This is a genomic window from Amycolatopsis albispora (genome assembly GCF_003312875.1).
Lineage (GTDB): Bacteria > Actinomycetota > Actinomycetes > Mycobacteriales > Pseudonocardiaceae > Amycolatopsis > Amycolatopsis albispora.
In genome coordinates, this window is the sequence record NZ_CP015163.1 from 5742868 (window position 1) to 5758252 (window position 15385).

A 15385-nucleotide genomic window follows, 5' to 3' on the forward strand; every position below is an offset into this window, starting at 1 on the left:
GGTGTACTACTCCCCGGTCGGGATGCCGTGCTCGGCGGCCGCACCGAGCAGGACGGATACGTTGTCGATCAAGCGCGTGCGGCCCACGCGTGCGGCGATCAGCAACCGTGCTTCCCCATCGACGGGGGCCGGGCCGAGATCGTTCCCGCGAAGTTCGAGGTAGTCCACGTCCACCCGCGGAACCGCGGCGAGCGTGGCACGTGCCGCGTCGAGCACGGCTTCGGCGCCCTCACGACCGGCGTGCGCTCCCGCGGTCAGCGCCTTGGACAGCACCACCGCGTCGGCCCGCTCGCTGTCCGAGAGGTAGACGTTGCGCGAGGACAGCGCGAGCCCGTCGGCCTCGCGGACCGTGGGCACGCCGATCACCTTGGTCTCGAAGTCCAGTTCCGCGGCCATCTTCTTGATCAGGACCAGTTGCTGGTAGTCCTTTTCGCCGAAGAACGCGTAGTCCGGACGGACGATGTTGAACAGCTTCGCCACCACGGTCAGCACGCCGGCGAAGTGGCCGGGCCGGGCGGCGCCCTCCAGTTCGTCACCGAGCGGTCCAGGGTGGACGGTCACCTGCGCGCCGGGTCGGTACAGGTCCGCGGCGGTCGGCGTGAAGGCGAACTCCGCCCGCACCTCACCGAGCACCTCCAGGTCCCGCTCCAGCGGGCGCGGGTAGGCGTCGAAGTCCTCGTTCTCCCCGAACTGCAGGGGGTTCACGAAGATCGACGCGCCGACGACGGTGTTCGGCAGCCGCTTCGCCCGGCGCAGCAGCTCGCGGTGACCGGCGTGCAACGCGCCCATGGTGGGCACCAGCGCCACCTGGTGGCCGACCTGGCGCAACGCCCTGGTGACCCGGCGCAGGTCTTCGGGGCGCTGGTAGGTGTTCAGCCCGCCCCTGGTGAACTTCGGCGCGGTTTTTGGTGTGGTCATTCAGGAATCAGCCCCTCGGGCGTGGTCGTCGAGCAGGCCGGTCAGGTCCGCCGCGGTGTCCGTGGCCAGCAGTCCGGCACCCGCCGCGCGGGCCGCCGTGCGACGGGCCAGCGCGGTGTAGGCGGCGGACACCTCGGGCGCGCGTTCGGCCAGCACCCGCAGGTGCGACCGAACGGTCCCGGCGTCTCCCCTGGCCACCGGACCGGTCAGCGCACGATCGCCCTGACGCAGCACATTGTCCAATGCCGCGGAAAGCAGCGGTCCGAGGACCCGCTCGGCGTCGGAGATCCCGGCGCCGCGCAGCAGTTCCGCGCAGTCGGCGACCAGCGTGACCAGGTGGTTCGCGCCGTGCGCGAGCGCGGCGTGGTAGAGCGGGCGGGCGGGTTCGGGAATGCGCACCGGCTCCCCGCCCATTTCCACCACCAGCGCCTCGCCGACGTTCCACGCCGCGTCGTCGCCGGTGGTGGCGGTCACGCCGACGCAGCAGTTCGCCATGCGCTCGATGTCCTCTTCGCGCCCGGTGAAGGTCATCACCGGGTGCAGCGCGAGCGGCAGCGCCCCGGCTTTCGCGGCTGGTTCCAGGATTTCCACGCCGTGCGCGCCCGAGGTGTGCACCACGATCTGGCCGGGGCGCAGGGAATCGGTGGCCACCAGGCCGCGGACCATGCCGGCCAGCGCGTCGTCCGGCAGCGCCAGCAGCACCAGGTCGGCGCTGCGCACCACCTCGTCCGGCGGCAGCAGCGGCACCCCCGGCAGCAGCCGGTCGGCACGGCGCACGGAGGCGGCGGACAGTCCGGAAGCGGCGACCACGGTGTGCCCGGCCCTGGTCAGCGCGGCCCCGAGCACGCTGCCGACCCGGCCGGCCGAGACCACGCCGATGGCGAGCCTGGCCGGACGATCCATGGCGCGGCTATCTCCGACGCTCATACCGGTCATGCTCCCTCATGCGTTCCGGTCCCGCCTCATCGCGCCCGGCTTGCGGCAATTCGGCGAGATTAACCGCCGGGCCAGGTGCTGTCGGCGGGGAGGTGATGAGCTTCACCCGGTCCCGCTCCCCTCGCGGGGCGCGTTCCGCCTGGACAGCCGGACCGCCTCGGCCCTGGACGCGCGCAGCGTCGCGATCAGTTCGTCCTGGTGGCTCTCCGCGTCCGCGGGAGCCGTTCCGGTGGCCATCGCGCGGCGCAGGAAGGCCAGTTCGGTGACCGCGGCCTGGTAGGCACCGACCGCGCGCGCCGCCGCCCGGCCGGACTCGCGGCCCGCCTGGCGCCGCCACTTCCGCCGTCCCGGCAGGCTGGCCAGAAGGTCCACTTCGGACGGTGCGACCCAGCGCGCGGACACCATCGCGGGCAGTTCGGCGGCCACGATCCGCTGCTCGCGGCGCCGGTGCCAGACCACCAGCATCAGCACGCCGACGAACATCGGCACCATGATCAGGAAGTAGACGTTGAGAAAGGCGTCGGCGCCGCCGATGGTGGCCGCGCCGTTCCACAGCGCGTGCAGCGCGACCGCGGCCAGGTAGCCGCCGAGCGGCGCCAGCACCCGCACCGGGCGGCTGGTCGAGCGCGCGGCCAGGCCGATGCCCAGGCCGGTGAACACGGCGAACAGCGGGTGCGTGAACGGCGAGAGCACGCCGCGCAGGAAGAACGCGGCGAGCACGCCCGGGTGCGAACCGTCACCGAAGCCGTTCTCCGCGAAGGCGCGGCCGAAGTAGTAGATGTTCTCGGTGAAGGCGAACCCGGCCGCGGAAATGCCGGCGTAGACGATGCCGTCCACCACGCCGTCGAACTCCTTGCGGCGGCGCAGCAACACGATCAGCACGATCGCCGCCTTGACCGCCTCCTCCACCAGCGGCGCGGACACCACCGCGCTGACCGTGGAGCCGTTGCCGCTGCCGAGCAGCAGGTCGCCGACGGTTTCGGCGGTGTTGTTGATCAGCAGCGCGGTGGCGGTGGCGACGAAGGCGCCCCAGGCGAAGGTGACCAGCAGCAGGCCGGCTGGTTCCGGCTCCCAGCGATCCACCCAGAGGAACGCGGCGACCACCAGCCCCACCGGGATCAACGCGGCGGCCACCCCGATCACCACGGCGAGCACGCCGACGCGCGAGGTCAGCACGCCGAAGAGGATCAGGCCGCACAGGGCGAGCAGGATCAGCCCCAGCACCGGGAGCAACACGGTGATCCGGCGCGGGCGGTGCCGTCGCTGAATCGTCGAAGTGGCGATCACGGTCTGCAGACCATACGCAGTCCGATGAGGAGCAGCGCCCCGTCCTCCGGCCGGTGGACACGAAGGTGGGGACGGGGACGTCACGAAGGTGGCTTGGGGAGCGCTGGCGGGGGACGCGGAGGTGCCTTTGGGGGCGCTCGCTGGACACGAATGTGGCTTTGGGGGCGCTCGCTGGCTGGACACGAATGTGGCTTTCGGGGCGCTCGCTGGACACGAATGTGGCTTTCGGGGCGCCAGCGCGCGGGCGCGATTGTGGCCATGGGGCGGCCGCGCGGGCACGAAAGCGACCCTTCGGGACGCCCGCCGGACACCAGGGCGGCCATCGGGGCGCCAGCGCGCGGGCGCGAATGTGGCCTACGGGGCCCGGCGGACACACACCAAGGTGGCTTTCGGGGCGCGCGCCGAATACGAGTGCGGCCATCGGGATGGTCGCCGGGCACGAAAGTGGCCAACCGGGCGGCCGCCGGACGCAAAAACGGCCATCAGGGCGGTCTTCGAGACACGAAAGCGCTCATCCGGGCGGCTGCCGGAGCGAAAGCGGCCATCAGGGGCGGCTGCCGGAGCGAAAGTGGCCATCGGGGGTGGTTGTCGGACACGAATGTGGCTTTCGGGGCGAAATGCGCCCCCAAAGCCACATTCGTGTTCAGGGGGCCGCCCCCGGCGTGGAGGAGGCTTCGGGCGCGGGTCAGTCTTCGGCGCGTCGGCGGCGGCGGGGGGTGGTGCCACCGGCGCCGTGTGCGGCGAGCAGTTCGTTGACCGAGCGGCCCTCGGCGTGGGTGCCCTCCGGCTTCTCCGCCTCCGGTTTCGCGTGCCCGCCGGTGTGCCGCGAGCCGTTGGCCGGGGCGGCCTCGGCGAGGCGTTCCCACGAAGGCGGCTCCCCCTCGGCGCGGCGCCGGCGGCCACCGCCGTTCACCGGCTGGGCCGGCTCCGGCTTCGGCAGCGGCAGGTTCGCCGAGGACTGGTAACCCCCACCCTCGTCGTCACTGCGGCGGCGACGGCCACCCGGACGGCCTTCGCTCTGGATGGCGCGCACCGAAGGCGGCAGCGTCGGGTTCTGCTTCGCCGCGGCGGGCTCCGGCGCGCGACGCGCGGGCCGCGACGGCTCAGCGGGCCGCGACGGCTCGGCGGGCTTCGCCGGTTCCGGCGGCTTCGGCTTCGCGGGCTCCTGGCGCACGGCGTCGAACTGGCCGGTGTCGGCACGGCGGCGGCCACCGGACCGCGTCCCGTTCGACGTGCCGTTGCGGCGACCCGACTCCCAAGCCGGCTCCGCCGTCCAGTCGAGGTCGAACTCCTGCGACAGCTCGGTCGGGCGCCCGGTGGGCAGGTAGCGGTCGGCGGGCGGCTCGGCCCGCGCGGCGGCCGGCTTCGGCGCGGCGGGCTTCGGTGCCGCGGGCTTCTGCGGCTCCGGAGCCCGTGCGGGCTTGGGCGCGGCCGGACGCGGCGGTGTGATGCCGGGGCGCGTCAGGTCCTCGCGACGCGGACGGCGTTCCTCCGGCTTCGGCGCGGGCGGCGGCACCCGGCGCTTCGAAGGCGGCGGCGGGGTCATCGCGGCGTGGTCCAGCTCGGCCTGCTTCGCCTGGCGGCGGGCGGACTCCGCCCTCGCCTCACCGGCGGCCTTGCTGGCACGCGCGGCGGCCGAGCCGACGTTGTCGGCCGGGCGCACGCGGCGGGTCGGCGGACCGGCGGTGTCAGCGGGCTCCGGGCGCCTCGGCTGCTGCTGCGGTGACGGCGGGTTGAGCACGTTCGGCAGGCTCTGGGAACTCTCACCAGGCGGCTGCACGGCTTCGGCGTCGATGATCCGGCGACGGCGTTCCGGCGTGACCAGCTTGCGCTCGACCACGTGCTCGACCCGCTCGATCAGCTCGGTCGGCCGGTCCGCCGGGTCGGCCTGCTCGCCGGCGGCCTTCTTCGGCCCGGCGATCTGCGCGGGCTTCGCCGTCGAACTGGACGCCTGCACCAGCCGCTGGTCCTCGTTGACCGAGCGCATCCTGGTCGCCTGCGCGGTCAGCGCGATCTGCTCGAACAGCACGTCACCGCCGAACAGCGACTGCAGGCTCTCCCGCAGCGCGCTCACCTCGGCGCGCAGCGCGTCCAGCTCCTCGCGCGCGTCGTCGGCCGCCCGCTCGCGGCTCTCCGCCTCGATCTCCAGCTCGAACTCGCGGCGCGCGGCGATCTCCCGCTCCAGCTCCAGCTCGTAGACCGCCTGCGCCTGGGCCACCTCGTCCTCGGTGGCCGTCACCTGCCTGCGGTACTTGGCGGCGATGAAGGCCCCGATCAACGCGGCCCACAGGGCGGCGATGATGCCCAGCCGCAGCCAGCGGAGGTCCTGGGCGAGCACCAGAGCGGCGGTCGCGGCGACCACGAGGGCAAAGCCGACTACGAGCCACGGCCTACCCGAACGGCGGCCGCGCGAGTCGTCACCCACGCCAGTCATGCTCAATACCGTACCTTCTAGTAACCCGACCGAGACCTAGTCGGTACTTCGAGCGGTGATTTCTGTGCGTTAACCGGTCGGCCGCCCCGGATGATCGGAATCACGCGAGTCCGGCGCGCGGCAGCAGTGCTCCAGCCACAGCGCGGCCCCCGCCAGCACGGCCGCGCACACCGCCCCGATACCCGCGCCGGGCAGGTCATCGGCGGCGGCGGCGACATCGCCACCTCGCGGAACAAGGTACGCCAACACGCCGAGCCACGCACCGGTCATGAACGAGCCCAGCAGCGAGGACGCCTTGGCGAGCGCGACCGCGCGCGCGACGGCGATCGGGTCCAGTACCCGACCGGCGCGGATGCGACTACGCAGCGTGAACCCGAGGATGACCTCGACCGCGGCCACGATCAGCAGCGGCAGGCCCGCGAGCAGCGGGAACCGCGGCAGTTCGCCGTAGAAGAGCTCGACCAGCGCGAAACCGAGGACAAGGCCGATCAGCCCGGCGACAACCAGCTCGCGGGGCCTGGTGAAGTGCATTACCCCACGGTACCCAGGCGCGGCTGGCAGGCTTGACCCTCCAGCGACTGGAAGGTTCAGCATGCCTGTTGTGCACTCCGCGACCGCGCCCCGGTTCACCATCGGCGAGCTGGCCAGGCGCACCGGCCTGCCGGTGAAGACGATCCGGTTCTACTCCGACGAGGGCCTGCTGCCGCCGACGGACCGGACCCACGCCGGGTACCGGCTCTACGACGCGCAGGCGATGGCCCGGCTCGAACTGGTCAAGACCCTGCGTGAACTGGGGCTCGGCCTGCCCGAGGTGGAACGCGCGCTGGCCGGGCAGGCCAGCGTGGCCGACCTCGCGGCGGTGCACGTGGACGCGCTCGACGAGCAGATCCGGCGGCTGCGGTTGCGGCGGTCGGTGCTGCGCGCGGTCGCGAAACGGGGATCCGAACTGGAGGAAGTGAAGCTGATGAACAAGCTGGCCTCGATGTCCGACGAAGAACGGCGTCGGCTGATCGACGAGTTCTGGGCCGAAATGGTCGAAGGACTCGACGTGCACCAGGAGTTCTACGACCGGATGCGGTCGGCGAAGCCGGAGTTGCCGGAGGACCCGTCCGCCGAGCAGCTCGAAGCCTGGATCGAATTCGCCGAATTGGTGCAGGACCCGGACTTCCGGGCGCTGATCCGGCGGATGAGCGAGCAGCATTCCGCGGCCCGCGAGCGCGGCGAGTCGATGGCGCCCGCGGACCAACCGGACTACACCACCTTGTTCACCCGGGCGAACGAGGCGCTGGCAGCCGGGCTAGCGCCGGATTCGCCAGAAGGACGAGCGCTGGCCGACGAACTGTTCAACGCCTCGGCCGGTGAGCGGGACGCGTCGGATGTGTTATATCGGCGTGAAGTGCTCGAGCGATTCGCCCAAGGTGGTGATCCACGCGCCGAGCGGTACTGGCAGCTGCTCGCGATCATCAACGGCTGGCCGCCGATCCCCACCCAGGCGCCCGCCGTGCGGTGGCTCATCGAGGCGATGCGAGCGACGATCGACTAACCGAGCACCAGATCGCGGCGCCGGTGCACGCCCGCGTCGGGCAGGGCGGCCAGCAGGTCGGCGATCGGGCCGTGCCCCGGCAGCACGGCGTCCGGCTCGATCTCCAGCCACGGGATGAGCACGCTCGCCCGCTCCGGCGTACCGGGGTGCGGGAGCAGCAGTTCGGGATCGGCCGAGCGCACGTCGTCCACGGTCACCACGTCGACGTCCAGCGTGCGCGGCCCCCAGCGCAGCTCCCGGACGCGGCCAGCCGCGCGCTCCAGTTCCTGCCCGGCCCGCAGCCACGCCCAGTGGTCGCGGGCCGGGTCGTCCACCACGCACACCGCGTTCAGGAAGTCCGGCTGGTCCTCCACACCCCACGGCTTCGTCTCGTACACCGAGGACACCGCGACCGGCCGCAACGCGGTCACCACCGAGTTCAGGTGGCCGAGCCGGTCGCCGAGGTTCGAGCCGAGCGAGAGCACCGCGCGGCTCATCCGCGTGCCCCTCGCCGCGACCGGCGGATGGTCACCGCCACGTCGTCGAAGGTGAGCGAGATCGGGGCCGACGGCTTGTGCACGGTCACCTCGGCCGCGTGCAGCCGCGAGTCCTTCATCACCTCGTCGGCGATCCGGCCGCCGACGCTCTCGATCAGGTCGTACGGCTCACCGGCGACGATGTCCGCGGCCAGCTGCGCCAGTTCGCCGTAGTGCAGCGTTTTGGTCAGGTCGTCGGTGGCGGCGGCCTCGTCCAGGTCCAGCCACACGGTGATGTCCACGACGAACTCCTGCCCGTCGCGCTTCTCGTGCTCGAAGACCCCGTGCCGCCCGAACACCCGCAGGCCGGTCAGCGTGATGCGGTCGGTCATCCCCGCCTCCAGGCCGCGGCGACGGCGACGGCGTCCAGTGAGGCGCCGACCTCGTGCACGCGCACGCCCCACGCCCCGGCCGCGGCGGCCAGCGCGGACACCGCGGCGGTGGCGTGCTCACGACCGGCGGGCGGCCTTGGTTCACCGGCTTCGTCGGCCAGCAGCCTGCCCAGGAAACGCTTGCGCGAAGCCCCGACCAGCACCGGGAAGCCGAGCGAAAGCACCGCGTCCAGGTGGTGCAGCAACGCCCAGTCGTGCTCGGCCTGCTTCGCGAAACCGAGGCCGGGGTCCAGCACGATCGCGCCGGCGTCGACCCCGGCGGCCAGTGCCGCGTCCACCCGCGCGGACAGTTCCGCGCGCACCTCGGCGACCACGTCGGAGTAGACGGCCAGCTTGGTCATCTCACGGCTGTGCCCGCGCCAGTGCATCAGCACCCAGGGCATTTCGGTGGCCGCGGCCACCTTCGCCATGTCCGGGTCGGCGAGGCCGCCGGAAACGTCGTTGATGATCTGCGCACCGGCCTCCACCGCGGCCGCCGCGACCGCGGCCCGCGTGGTGTCCACCGACAGCACCATGCCCTCTTCGGCGAGCGCCCTGATCACCGGCAGCACGCGCGCGATCTCGGTCGGCGCGTCCACCCTGGCCGCACCCGGCCTGGTCGACTCACCGCCCACGTCGATCACGTCCGCCCCCCGCGCCCACATCTCACGGGCGTGCGCCAGCGCGGCATCGACGTTGAGGTAGCGGCCGCCGTCGGAGAACGAGTCCGGGGTGACGTTCAGCACGCCCATCACCGCGCACCGCTCCGGGGCCGGCAGCGCGGGGTTCACCCGCGGCCTTTGATCAGGTTCAGCGCCTCGGCCCGCGAGGTGGCCGACGTCCGCAGGATGCCGCGCACCGCGGAGGTGGTGGTGCGCGCGCCCGGCTTGCGGATGCCGCGCATCGCCATGCACAGGTGCTCGGCCTCGACCACCACGATCACTCCGCTCGGCTGCAGCTTGCGGTCGAGCGCGTCGGCGACCTGCGAGGTCAGCCGCTCCTGCACCTGCGGGCGCTTGGCGTACAGGTCGACCAGCCGCGCCAGCTTCGACAGCCCGGTCACCTTGCCGTGGGAGTTCGGGATGTAGCCGACGTGCGCCACCCCGTGGAACGGCACCAGGTGGTGCTCGCAGGTGCTGTACAGCGGGATGTCGGTGACCAGGACCAGCTCCTCGTGACTTTCGTCGAAGGTGCGGTCCAGCACCTGGTCCGGATTGCTGTACAGCCCGGCGAACATCTCGTGATACGCCCGCGCCACCCGCGCGGGCGTCTCTACCAGACCTTCGCGGTCCGGGTCCTCGCCGCACGCGAGCAGCAGCTCGCGCACGGCCTTCTCGGCACGATCCTGATCGAACACCGGACCATCATCGCTGACCCGGTGCTCAGCGGCGCTGCTGGCCGTCCTGATCGTCACCCTCCGGCCGCTGACCGCCCTGGGCCTGGCCCGGATCGGCGGGCGGCGGCTGGTCGGCGGGCCGCCACGGCTGGGCCGGCTGCCCACCCGGCGACGTGGCCGGGGTCCAGCCGGGAGGCGCGCCGTAGTGCGGCGGCCCGGCCGGGTTCTGCCCGCTGCCCGGCTGGTACGGCGGCTGCCCGCCGTACGGCTGCGGTGCCTGCGGCTGCGGCCAGTGCGCGGTGCCGTTCGGGCCGTTGTGCGGCCGGGCGCCGTTCGGGTAACCACCGGGGGGCGGCGGGGCGAACGGGTTCGGGTTCGGCGGCGGCTCCGGCGCGCCGTGCGGCGGCCCGCCGGGCAGGTCACCCCCACCGGGCGCGGTGCCGACCGGGGTCGGCGCCGGGCGCACCACCGGCTTCTCCTGCGGCGGGGGCCACGGCTCCCCGCGCTCGATGGCCAGCTCACCGGGGGTCTTGATCGGCGGCTTGTCCGACGGGGTGCGCTCACCGAACTCGTTGAACACGGTGATGTGCGGCCGCTTCTCCACCGTGGCGAAGATGCGCTCCAGGTCCTTGCGCTGCAGGGTTTCCTTCTCCAGCAGCTCGATGACCAGCTCGTCGAGCACGTCGCGGTAGGTGTTGAGCACCTCCCACGCCTCGGTGTGCGCGGTTTCGATGAGCTTGCGGACCTCTTCGTCGATCTCGTGCGCGACCTCGAGCGAGTAGTCCGCCTGGCGGCCCGCCGACCGGCCGAGGAACGGGTCGCCCTGCTCCTGGCCGTACTTGACCGCGCCGAGCCGCGCGCTCATGCCGTACTCGGTGACCATCGCGCGGGCGATCTTGGTCGCCTGCTCGATGTCGGACGAGGCGCCGGTGGTCGGCTCGTGGAAGACCAGCTCCTCCGCGGTCCGGCCACCCATCGCGAAGACCAGGCGCCCGATCATCTCCGACCGGGTCATCAGCTCCTTGTCGTCCTCGGGCACCAGCAGCGCGTGCCCGCCGGTCCGGCCGCGGGGCAGGATGGTCAGCTTGTACACCGGCTCGATGTCCGGCATCGCCCACGCGGCGAGCGCGTGCCCGCCCTCGTGGTAGGCGGTGATCTTCTTCTCCTTCTCGGAGATGATCCGGCTCTTGCGCGCCGGGCCGCCGATCACCCTGTCCACCGACTCCTCGAGCGCGGCGTCGGTGATCACGTGCCCGTTCTGGCGGGCGGTGAGCAGCGCGGCCTCGTTGATCACGTTGGCCAGGTCGGCACCGGACATGCCGACCGTGCGCTTGGCCAGCGCGTCGAGATCGGTGCCCTGCGCGATCGGCTTGCCCTTGGAGTGCACGGCCAGGATGGCGCGGCGGCCGCGCATGTCCGGCGCGGACACCGGGATCTGGCGGTCGAAGCGGCCGGGGCGCAGCAGCGCCGGGTCCAGGATGTCCGGGCGGTTGGTGGCGGCGATCAGGATGATGCCGCCGCGCGCGTCGAAGCCGTCCATCTCGACCAGCAGCTGGTTCAGCGTCTGCTCGCGCTCGTCGTGCCCGCCGCCGAGGCCGGCGCCGCGCTGGCGGCCGACCGCGTCGATCTCGTCGACGAAGATGATGCACGGCGCGTTCTGCTTGGCCTGCTCGAACAGGTCACGCACGCGGGAGGCACCGACACCGACGAACATCTCCACGAAGTCCGAACCGGAGATCGTGTAGAACGGCACACCGGCCTCACCGGCCACCGCGCGCGCCAGCAGCGTCTTACCGGTACCCGGCGGCCCGTAGAGCAGCACGCCCTTCGGGATCTTCGCGCCGAGCGCCTGGTAGCGCGCCGGGTTCTGCAGGAAGTCCTTGATCTCGTACAGCTCTTCGACGGCCTCGTCGGCGCCGGCGACGTCCCCGAAGGTGGTCTTCGGCATGTCCTTGTTGAGCTGCTTGGCCTTCGACTTGCCGAAGTTGAGGACGCGGTTCCCGCCACCCTGGGCGTTGTTCATCATCCACATCAGCAACAGCAGCAGCAGGGCCAGCGGGATCATGTAGATCAGCAGCTGGGTGAAGATCGAGTCCTGGCTGACCGTGGTGCCGAACTTGATCGGCTGGCCGTTGTTCTTGGCCTGGATCAGCCCGTTGTAGATCTCGTCACCGGCCTCGGCCGGGTACTGCGTGCGGATCTGCGTGACCTGCTTGCCGTCGACCTCGATCGGGTTGGCCAGGGTCAGCTTGAGCTGCTGCTCCTTGTCCTCGAGGTTCGCTTCCTTCACGTTCCCGCTGGTGACCTGGGCCATCGCCTGGGAGGTCGGGGTCTGCGTGTAGGCGCGGTCGCTGTCGAAGATCGTGGAGAACACGAAGTAGAGCAGCACGAGGGCGAGGATCCACAGCAGTGGGTTCTTGAGCAGGCGCTTCCGGTCCATATGACTCGGCCGTGGTGGCCTCAGCCCTCCCTGATTAGGCGGTTTGTGTGACATCCGCCGTCACGATCTTGACAAGTTCAGCGGCGCACGGGGTACGCGTCCCACCAGGGTACCGCCCACCTCGGACGGGCACCTGTGCGCGCCTCCCGCAGGTCAACGGATGTGCGTGCGTGTGTGTTCCCTACCGGGTCTCACCCAGTGCGGCCACCATCTCACCGAGGCGGCTGCGCAGCGTCTTCGGGTCGGCGGGAGCCACCGTCACCCATTCGCTGCCATCCCGCCCCGGCCGGGAAAGGCTGAGGTACCGGCCGGTGGAGGTGTCGAACCAGGCGAGCACCGGCGAGCGGCGGCGGGTGCCCATCGAGTTCCGCGTGTTCGCCGCGAGCTGACCACCGCGGATGCGCGGCTGCCCGGAGAGCAGGGCGTACGCCTCACGCGGGTCCGACGGCCGGTCGGCCAGCGAGGGACGGCGGCGTTCGCGGCCCTTGCCCTCGCCTTCCTTGGCGGCCGAAGCGCCGGAGAGCACCGGCCGCTTCGGCGGGGTGCGCATGGCTTCCTGCAGCGGGAGCGTGATGGACGCCTCGGTGCCGCGCGGACCGGACGGCAGCAGGTCGATCACCGACGAGACCAGGCTCTCCGGATAGGCGGGCCGCAGCCAGATGCCGTCGGCGTCCTGCACCGCGACCACCGCGTCCCGGCCGTCCGAAGCGGCGAGCACGCCGACCGGCGGGGCCTGGAAGTCGGGGATGTGCAGGGCGTCGATGCTGGTCGTCGGCCTGGCGAGCAGGGTGAGCCAGTCCTCGATGTGGGGTTCGAGCCTGCCGTGGGTGTCGCGCACACCACGGGCCTTGAGCTCGGCGTTGACGCGGTGCCGCAGCGCGATCCGCTCGTCCTCGGTGGCGCCGTGCGAACGGACCCGCAGCGGGTACGGGAGTTCCCCGATGTTCATCGCCTCCCAGAGGAAGTCGAACGCCATCGGCGTGAAGAACTCCTGCGCAGCGGGCACTTGCTCCTCCTGTGGAACGGGTTCAGATGCGGGCGGCGCCGGCGTCGCTGGCGGCACCCGAGAGCATCTCACCGAGGCGGTTGCGCAGGGTCGGCGCGTCCGCCGGGGCGATGGTGATCCAGTCGCGGCCGTCGCGGCCGCGGGTGGCCTGGGTGAAGTAGCGGCCCGACTCGGTGTCGAACCAGCTCAGCACCGGCGTGCGCACCTTGCCGCCGGTGCGGTTGCGGGCGTTCGCGCCGATCTGCCCGCCACGCAGCCGGGGCTGCGCGTGCAGCCTGGCCAGCGCCTTGCGGTCCTCGTCGGCGCTCGACCGGCCGTCGGCCCCCGCCGGGCCGCGGCGCTGCATGAAGTCCACCCCGGAACCGGAGATCAGCTGCTCCAGCGGCACCGTGATGGACTTCTCACTGCCGCGGGGCGCGGGCGGCAGCAGGCCGACGATGGCGCTGGCCAGCCCGTCCGCCGGGGTCTGGTGCAGGTGCAGGCCGCGGTGGTCCTGCACGGCGAGCAGGCCCTGCCCGCCAAGCGCGCAGGCCACCGCCAGGATCGGCTCGAGGCCTGGATTCGGCAGGTGCACCGAATCCAGGCTCAGCTCCGGCGCGGCCAGCAGGCCGAACCAGTCCTCGATGTGGGGCTCGGGGCGGCCGCGGCTGTCGGCCACCCCGCGCTGCACCAGGCCGGTCAGCACCTGCTGCCGGAGCGTGGCCCGCTCGTCGACGGTTTCGCCGTGCGAGCGGGCCTTCAGCGGATACGGCAACTCGGCGTTGCCGTAGGACTCCCACAGGAAGTCGAGCTCCAGCGGAGTCAGCAGCTCCGCCTGCGCCATTAACGCTCCTCGTCGTCGGTCCACGCGCCGATCACCGGCGGCGGCGTGGCCTCGTTCGCGCCGAACGCGTCGTCGGGGTCGGGCTCGATCAGGAACGAGGCGTGGGTGTGCTCCTCTTCCTCCTGCGCCTGGGCGCCGTGGGCCCCGCCCATGCCACCCATGCCGCCCATGCCCATCGGCGGCGGGGTGCCCTGGCCACCGATCGTGCCACCGGGCGAGACCACGCCCGCGTTCTGCGGGGCGGCGCTGGCGGCGCTGTTCGGGGCCTGCTGCGCGGCGGCACCGGTCTCCGACGCGGCCGAGCGGGTGGCCCCGCTGCGGTTCCCGCTGCCCAGCGCGCGGCCACCGGCGAGACCGGCGGCGCCACCGAGGCCCGCGGCACCGAGCGCCGCGGCCGGGTTGCCGGCCGGCGCGGCGGGCGGCGGGGTCGGGGCGGCACCGGCACCCACGCCGGTCCCCACTCCGACGCCGGTACCGGGCGCGTAACCGGCCTGCGTGGTGGCCGAGCTGACCGATGCACCGGGCGTGGCGGACGAGCTGCTGCCCAGCCCCGGAGCGCCGGAGGCGTAGTCACCGCTGTAACCGCCGTACGGGCCGGTCACCGAGGCACCGCCGACCGACGGCACACCACCGCTGACGCCGGTCAGGCCGAGACCCGACGGGCCGCTGCCGGTGAACGGCTTGAGCCCGAGCGACTCGGGGCCGAAGCTCGGCGTGGTGCTGTCCACCTCGGACATCGCCTGGGTGTAGCGGTTGAAGAAGGCCACCTGCTGCGCCTTGACCTCGTCCGCGGCGTCCGACTGCGCCTTCATGTCCGCGACCATCGCCGCCGGACCGCCGGCCAGCATGGCCTCGGTCTGCTTCTGCGGGTCGAACTGCTTCGGGGCCGGCATCTTCTTGACCTCGGCCGCCGCGGCGGCCTGCTGGGCCAGCCGGCTGGACATGGTGCTGGCCGCTTCCGAAGCGGTGGCGCTGGAGTTCGCGATGGCCACGAGCGTGCCCTGCGCGGCACCGGCACCCTGGCCGACCCACGCCGCGCCCAGCTCGCTGATCGCGTTGTACAGGTCGTTCGCCGCCTGGTTCAGCTCCTTGCTGTGCTGCGTCCAGACCTGGCTGGTGGCCTCGGCGGTACCGGGGTCGTTGTTGACCGTGGCGCCTTCGTAGAGCTGCTGGCTCTCCTGCGCCTGCCAGTTCGGCGGGTTCGTGATCGCGCGGTCGGAGCCCATGTCGGGACCGTCGGCCCGGCCACGGGCGCTCTCCACGATGTCCACGGTCGACGAGTTGTCCCCGAGAGGGACGTTCGACCCATCCTGCGGTGCCATGCTCGGTTACCCCCTCGGTCTCACGCGCGGCCGTTGAGCGCGTTGACGGTGTCGTGCTCGAAGTCCTGGTAGTGCTTCATCGCGGCGAGAATGCCCTGCTCCGCCTGCTCGTACTGGTAGAGCAGGTTCTGCAGCGCAGTGGCGTAGGAGTCACCGCCGCCCTGGGCGCGGTCGGAGACCTTCGCGGCGATGGCCTGGCCGACCGGGTTGGCGCCGAGCTTCGGCGGCTCCGCCAGCGTGCCGGCCCCGTTGAGCAGGGCTTCGACGGCGTCCTTGCCCGTGCGGATCTTGTTCAGCACGGTCTGCGCGGCGTCCGGGTCCACCCCCACCTGGCCGGTGGCCGCGGCGTTGCGGAAGGCGGCGGCGTCCGCCAAGCTGCTGTTCCCCATCCTGCCTCTCCTGTCCCCAGGTTCGGTGGCCGCGTCCACGTCGCGCGGCCGGCTCCGTCCTTCGC

The 15385-nt window shown here is 72.3% G+C and carries 15 protein-coding genes; 1 reads left to right on the plus strand and 14 read right to left on the minus strand.

The features are described 5' to 3' along the window. Positions 1 to 6: 6 nt before the first annotated feature. The 5 genes from panC to A4R43_RS27090 all read right to left on the minus strand — a co-directional run bounded on the left by panC (position 7) and on the right by A4R43_RS27090 (position 6106). Entirely contained in the window at positions 7 to 918 is a 912-nt protein-coding gene (gene panC, locus A4R43_RS27070; protein ID WP_113694885.1) for a pantoate--beta-alanine ligase, read from the minus strand. Further along, positions 919 to 1821, minus strand: a complete 903-nt coding sequence (locus A4R43_RS27075) for a Rossmann-like and DUF2520 domain-containing protein (protein WP_113694886.1) — start codon at positions 1819 to 1821, stop codon at positions 919 to 921. A 135-nt stretch (positions 1822 to 1956) separates the two neighbouring features. After that, entirely contained in the window at positions 1957 to 3090 is a 1134-nt protein-coding gene (locus A4R43_RS27080) for a PrsW family intramembrane metalloprotease (protein WP_113697907.1), read from the minus strand. A gap of 736 nt (positions 3091 to 3826) precedes the next feature. Beyond that, positions 3827 to 5575 (minus strand): DUF6779 domain-containing protein, encoded by a 1749-nt coding sequence (locus A4R43_RS27085; protein WP_113694887.1) that lies wholly within the window; start codon positions 5573 to 5575, stop codon positions 3827 to 3829. A 69-nt stretch (positions 5576 to 5644) separates the two neighbouring features. Further along, complete coding sequence (locus A4R43_RS27090; RefSeq protein ID WP_113694888.1) at positions 5645 to 6106, minus strand: DUF3180 domain-containing protein; 462 nt, start codon at positions 6104 to 6106, stop codon at positions 5645 to 5647. Between the two features lie 61 nt (positions 6107 to 6167). Here A4R43_RS27090 and A4R43_RS27095 point away from each other — a divergent pair, with 61 nt between their 5' ends. Then, complete coding sequence (locus A4R43_RS27095; protein WP_113694889.1) at positions 6168 to 7118, plus strand: helix-turn-helix domain-containing protein; 951 nt, start codon at positions 6168 to 6170, stop codon at positions 7116 to 7118. Here the strand turns inward: A4R43_RS27095 and folK are convergent. From folK to A4R43_RS27140, 9 genes are all read right to left on the minus strand, one after another. Beyond that, the gene (gene folK, locus A4R43_RS27100) at positions 7115 to 7594 is read right to left on the minus strand and encodes a 2-amino-4-hydroxy-6-hydroxymethyldihydropteridine diphosphokinase (RefSeq protein WP_113694890.1); all 480 of its coding nucleotides are present in this window, start codon (positions 7592 to 7594) and stop codon (positions 7115 to 7117) included. The genes A4R43_RS27095 and folK overlap by 4 nt on opposite strands. Beyond that, the gene (gene folB / locus A4R43_RS27105) at positions 7591 to 7965 is read right to left on the minus strand and encodes a dihydroneopterin aldolase (RefSeq protein WP_113694891.1); all 375 of its coding nucleotides are present in this window, start codon (positions 7963 to 7965) and stop codon (positions 7591 to 7593) included. Before folB ends, folK begins: the two co-directional genes overlap by 4 nt. Further along, positions 7962 to 8756, minus strand: coding sequence for a dihydropteroate synthase (gene folP / locus A4R43_RS27110; RefSeq protein WP_113697908.1), 795 nt, complete (start codon positions 8754 to 8756; stop codon positions 7962 to 7964). Before folP ends, folB begins: the two co-directional genes overlap by 4 nt. Before the next feature lie 35 nt (positions 8757 to 8791). Further along, positions 8792 to 9412 carry a GTP cyclohydrolase I FolE gene (gene folE, locus A4R43_RS27115; RefSeq protein WP_113697909.1) on the minus strand — a complete coding sequence of 207 codons (621 nt, stop codon included), beginning with the start codon at positions 9410 to 9412 and terminating at the stop codon, positions 8792 to 8794. Next, positions 9387 to 11780, minus strand: a complete 2394-nt coding sequence (gene ftsH, locus A4R43_RS27120; protein WP_113694892.1) for an ATP-dependent zinc metalloprotease FtsH — start codon at positions 11778 to 11780, stop codon at positions 9387 to 9389. The genes folE and ftsH overlap by 26 nt, the downstream gene beginning before the upstream one ends. Positions 11781 to 11961: 181 nt before the next feature. Next, positions 11962 to 12756, minus strand: coding sequence for an ESX secretion-associated protein EspG (locus tag A4R43_RS27125; protein ID WP_113697910.1), 795 nt, complete (start codon positions 12754 to 12756; stop codon positions 11962 to 11964). A gap of 52 nt (positions 12757 to 12808) precedes the next feature. Beyond that, positions 12809 to 13609: an ESX secretion-associated protein EspG gene (locus A4R43_RS27130; protein WP_113694893.1), complete on the minus strand. Its 801-nt coding sequence runs from the start codon at positions 13607 to 13609 to the stop codon at positions 12809 to 12811. Next, on the minus strand, positions 13609 to 14931 hold the full coding sequence (locus A4R43_RS27135; RefSeq protein WP_113694894.1) for a WXG100 family type VII secretion target: 1323 nt from the start codon (positions 14929 to 14931) through the stop codon (positions 13609 to 13611). Before A4R43_RS27135 ends, A4R43_RS27130 begins: the two co-directional genes overlap by 1 nt. A 20-nt stretch (positions 14932 to 14951) precedes the next feature. Continuing rightward, positions 14952 to 15320 carry a hypothetical protein gene (locus tag A4R43_RS27140; protein ID WP_113694895.1) on the minus strand — a complete coding sequence of 123 codons (369 nt, stop codon included), beginning with the start codon at positions 15318 to 15320 and terminating at the stop codon, positions 14952 to 14954. Between the last annotated feature and the right edge of the window lie 65 nt (positions 15321 to 15385).

What these genes read in the sequence shown, in the direction of transcription:
- panC (WP_113694885.1), bottom strand. Translation starts at nt 918, where the DNA reads ATGACCACACCAAAAACCGCGCCGAAGTTCACCAGGGGCGGGCTGAAC.
- A4R43_RS27075 (WP_113694886.1), bottom strand. Translation starts at nt 1,821, where the DNA reads ATGGATCGTCCGGCCAGGCTCGCCATCGGCGTGGTCTCGGCCGGCCGG.
- A4R43_RS27085 (WP_113694887.1), bottom strand. Translation starts at nt 5,575, where the DNA reads ATGACTGGCGTGGGTGACGACTCGCGCGGCCGCCGTTCGGGTAGGCCG.
- A4R43_RS27090 (WP_113694888.1), bottom strand. Translation starts at nt 6,106, where the DNA reads ATGCACTTCACCAGGCCCCGCGAGCTGGTTGTCGCCGGGCTGATCGGC.
- A4R43_RS27095 (WP_113694889.1), top strand. Translation starts at nt 6,168, where the DNA reads ATGCCTGTTGTGCACTCCGCGACCGCGCCCCGGTTCACCATCGGCGAG.
- folK (WP_113694890.1), bottom strand. Translation starts at nt 7,594, where the DNA reads ATGAGCCGCGCGGTGCTCTCGCTCGGCTCGAACCTCGGCGACCGGCTC.
- folB (WP_113694891.1), bottom strand. Translation starts at nt 7,965, where the DNA reads ATGACCGACCGCATCACGCTGACCGGCCTGCGGGTGTTCGGGCGGCAC.
- folP (WP_113697908.1), bottom strand. Translation starts at nt 8,756, where the DNA reads ATGGGCGTGCTGAACGTCACCCCGGACTCGTTCTCCGACGGCGGCCGC.
- ftsH (WP_113694892.1), bottom strand. Translation starts at nt 11,780, where the DNA reads ATGGACCGGAAGCGCCTGCTCAAGAACCCACTGCTGTGGATCCTCGCC.
- A4R43_RS27125 (WP_113697910.1), bottom strand. Translation starts at nt 12,756, where the DNA reads ATGGCGTTCGACTTCCTCTGGGAGGCGATGAACATCGGGGAACTCCCG.
- A4R43_RS27130 (WP_113694893.1), bottom strand. Translation starts at nt 13,609, where the DNA reads ATGGCGCAGGCGGAGCTGCTGACTCCGCTGGAGCTCGACTTCCTGTGG.
- A4R43_RS27135 (WP_113694894.1), bottom strand. Translation starts at nt 14,931, where the DNA reads ATGGCACCGCAGGATGGGTCGAACGTCCCTCTCGGGGACAACTCGTCG.
- A4R43_RS27140 (WP_113694895.1), bottom strand. Translation starts at nt 15,320, where the DNA reads ATGGGGAACAGCAGCTTGGCGGACGCCGCCGCCTTCCGCAACGCCGCG.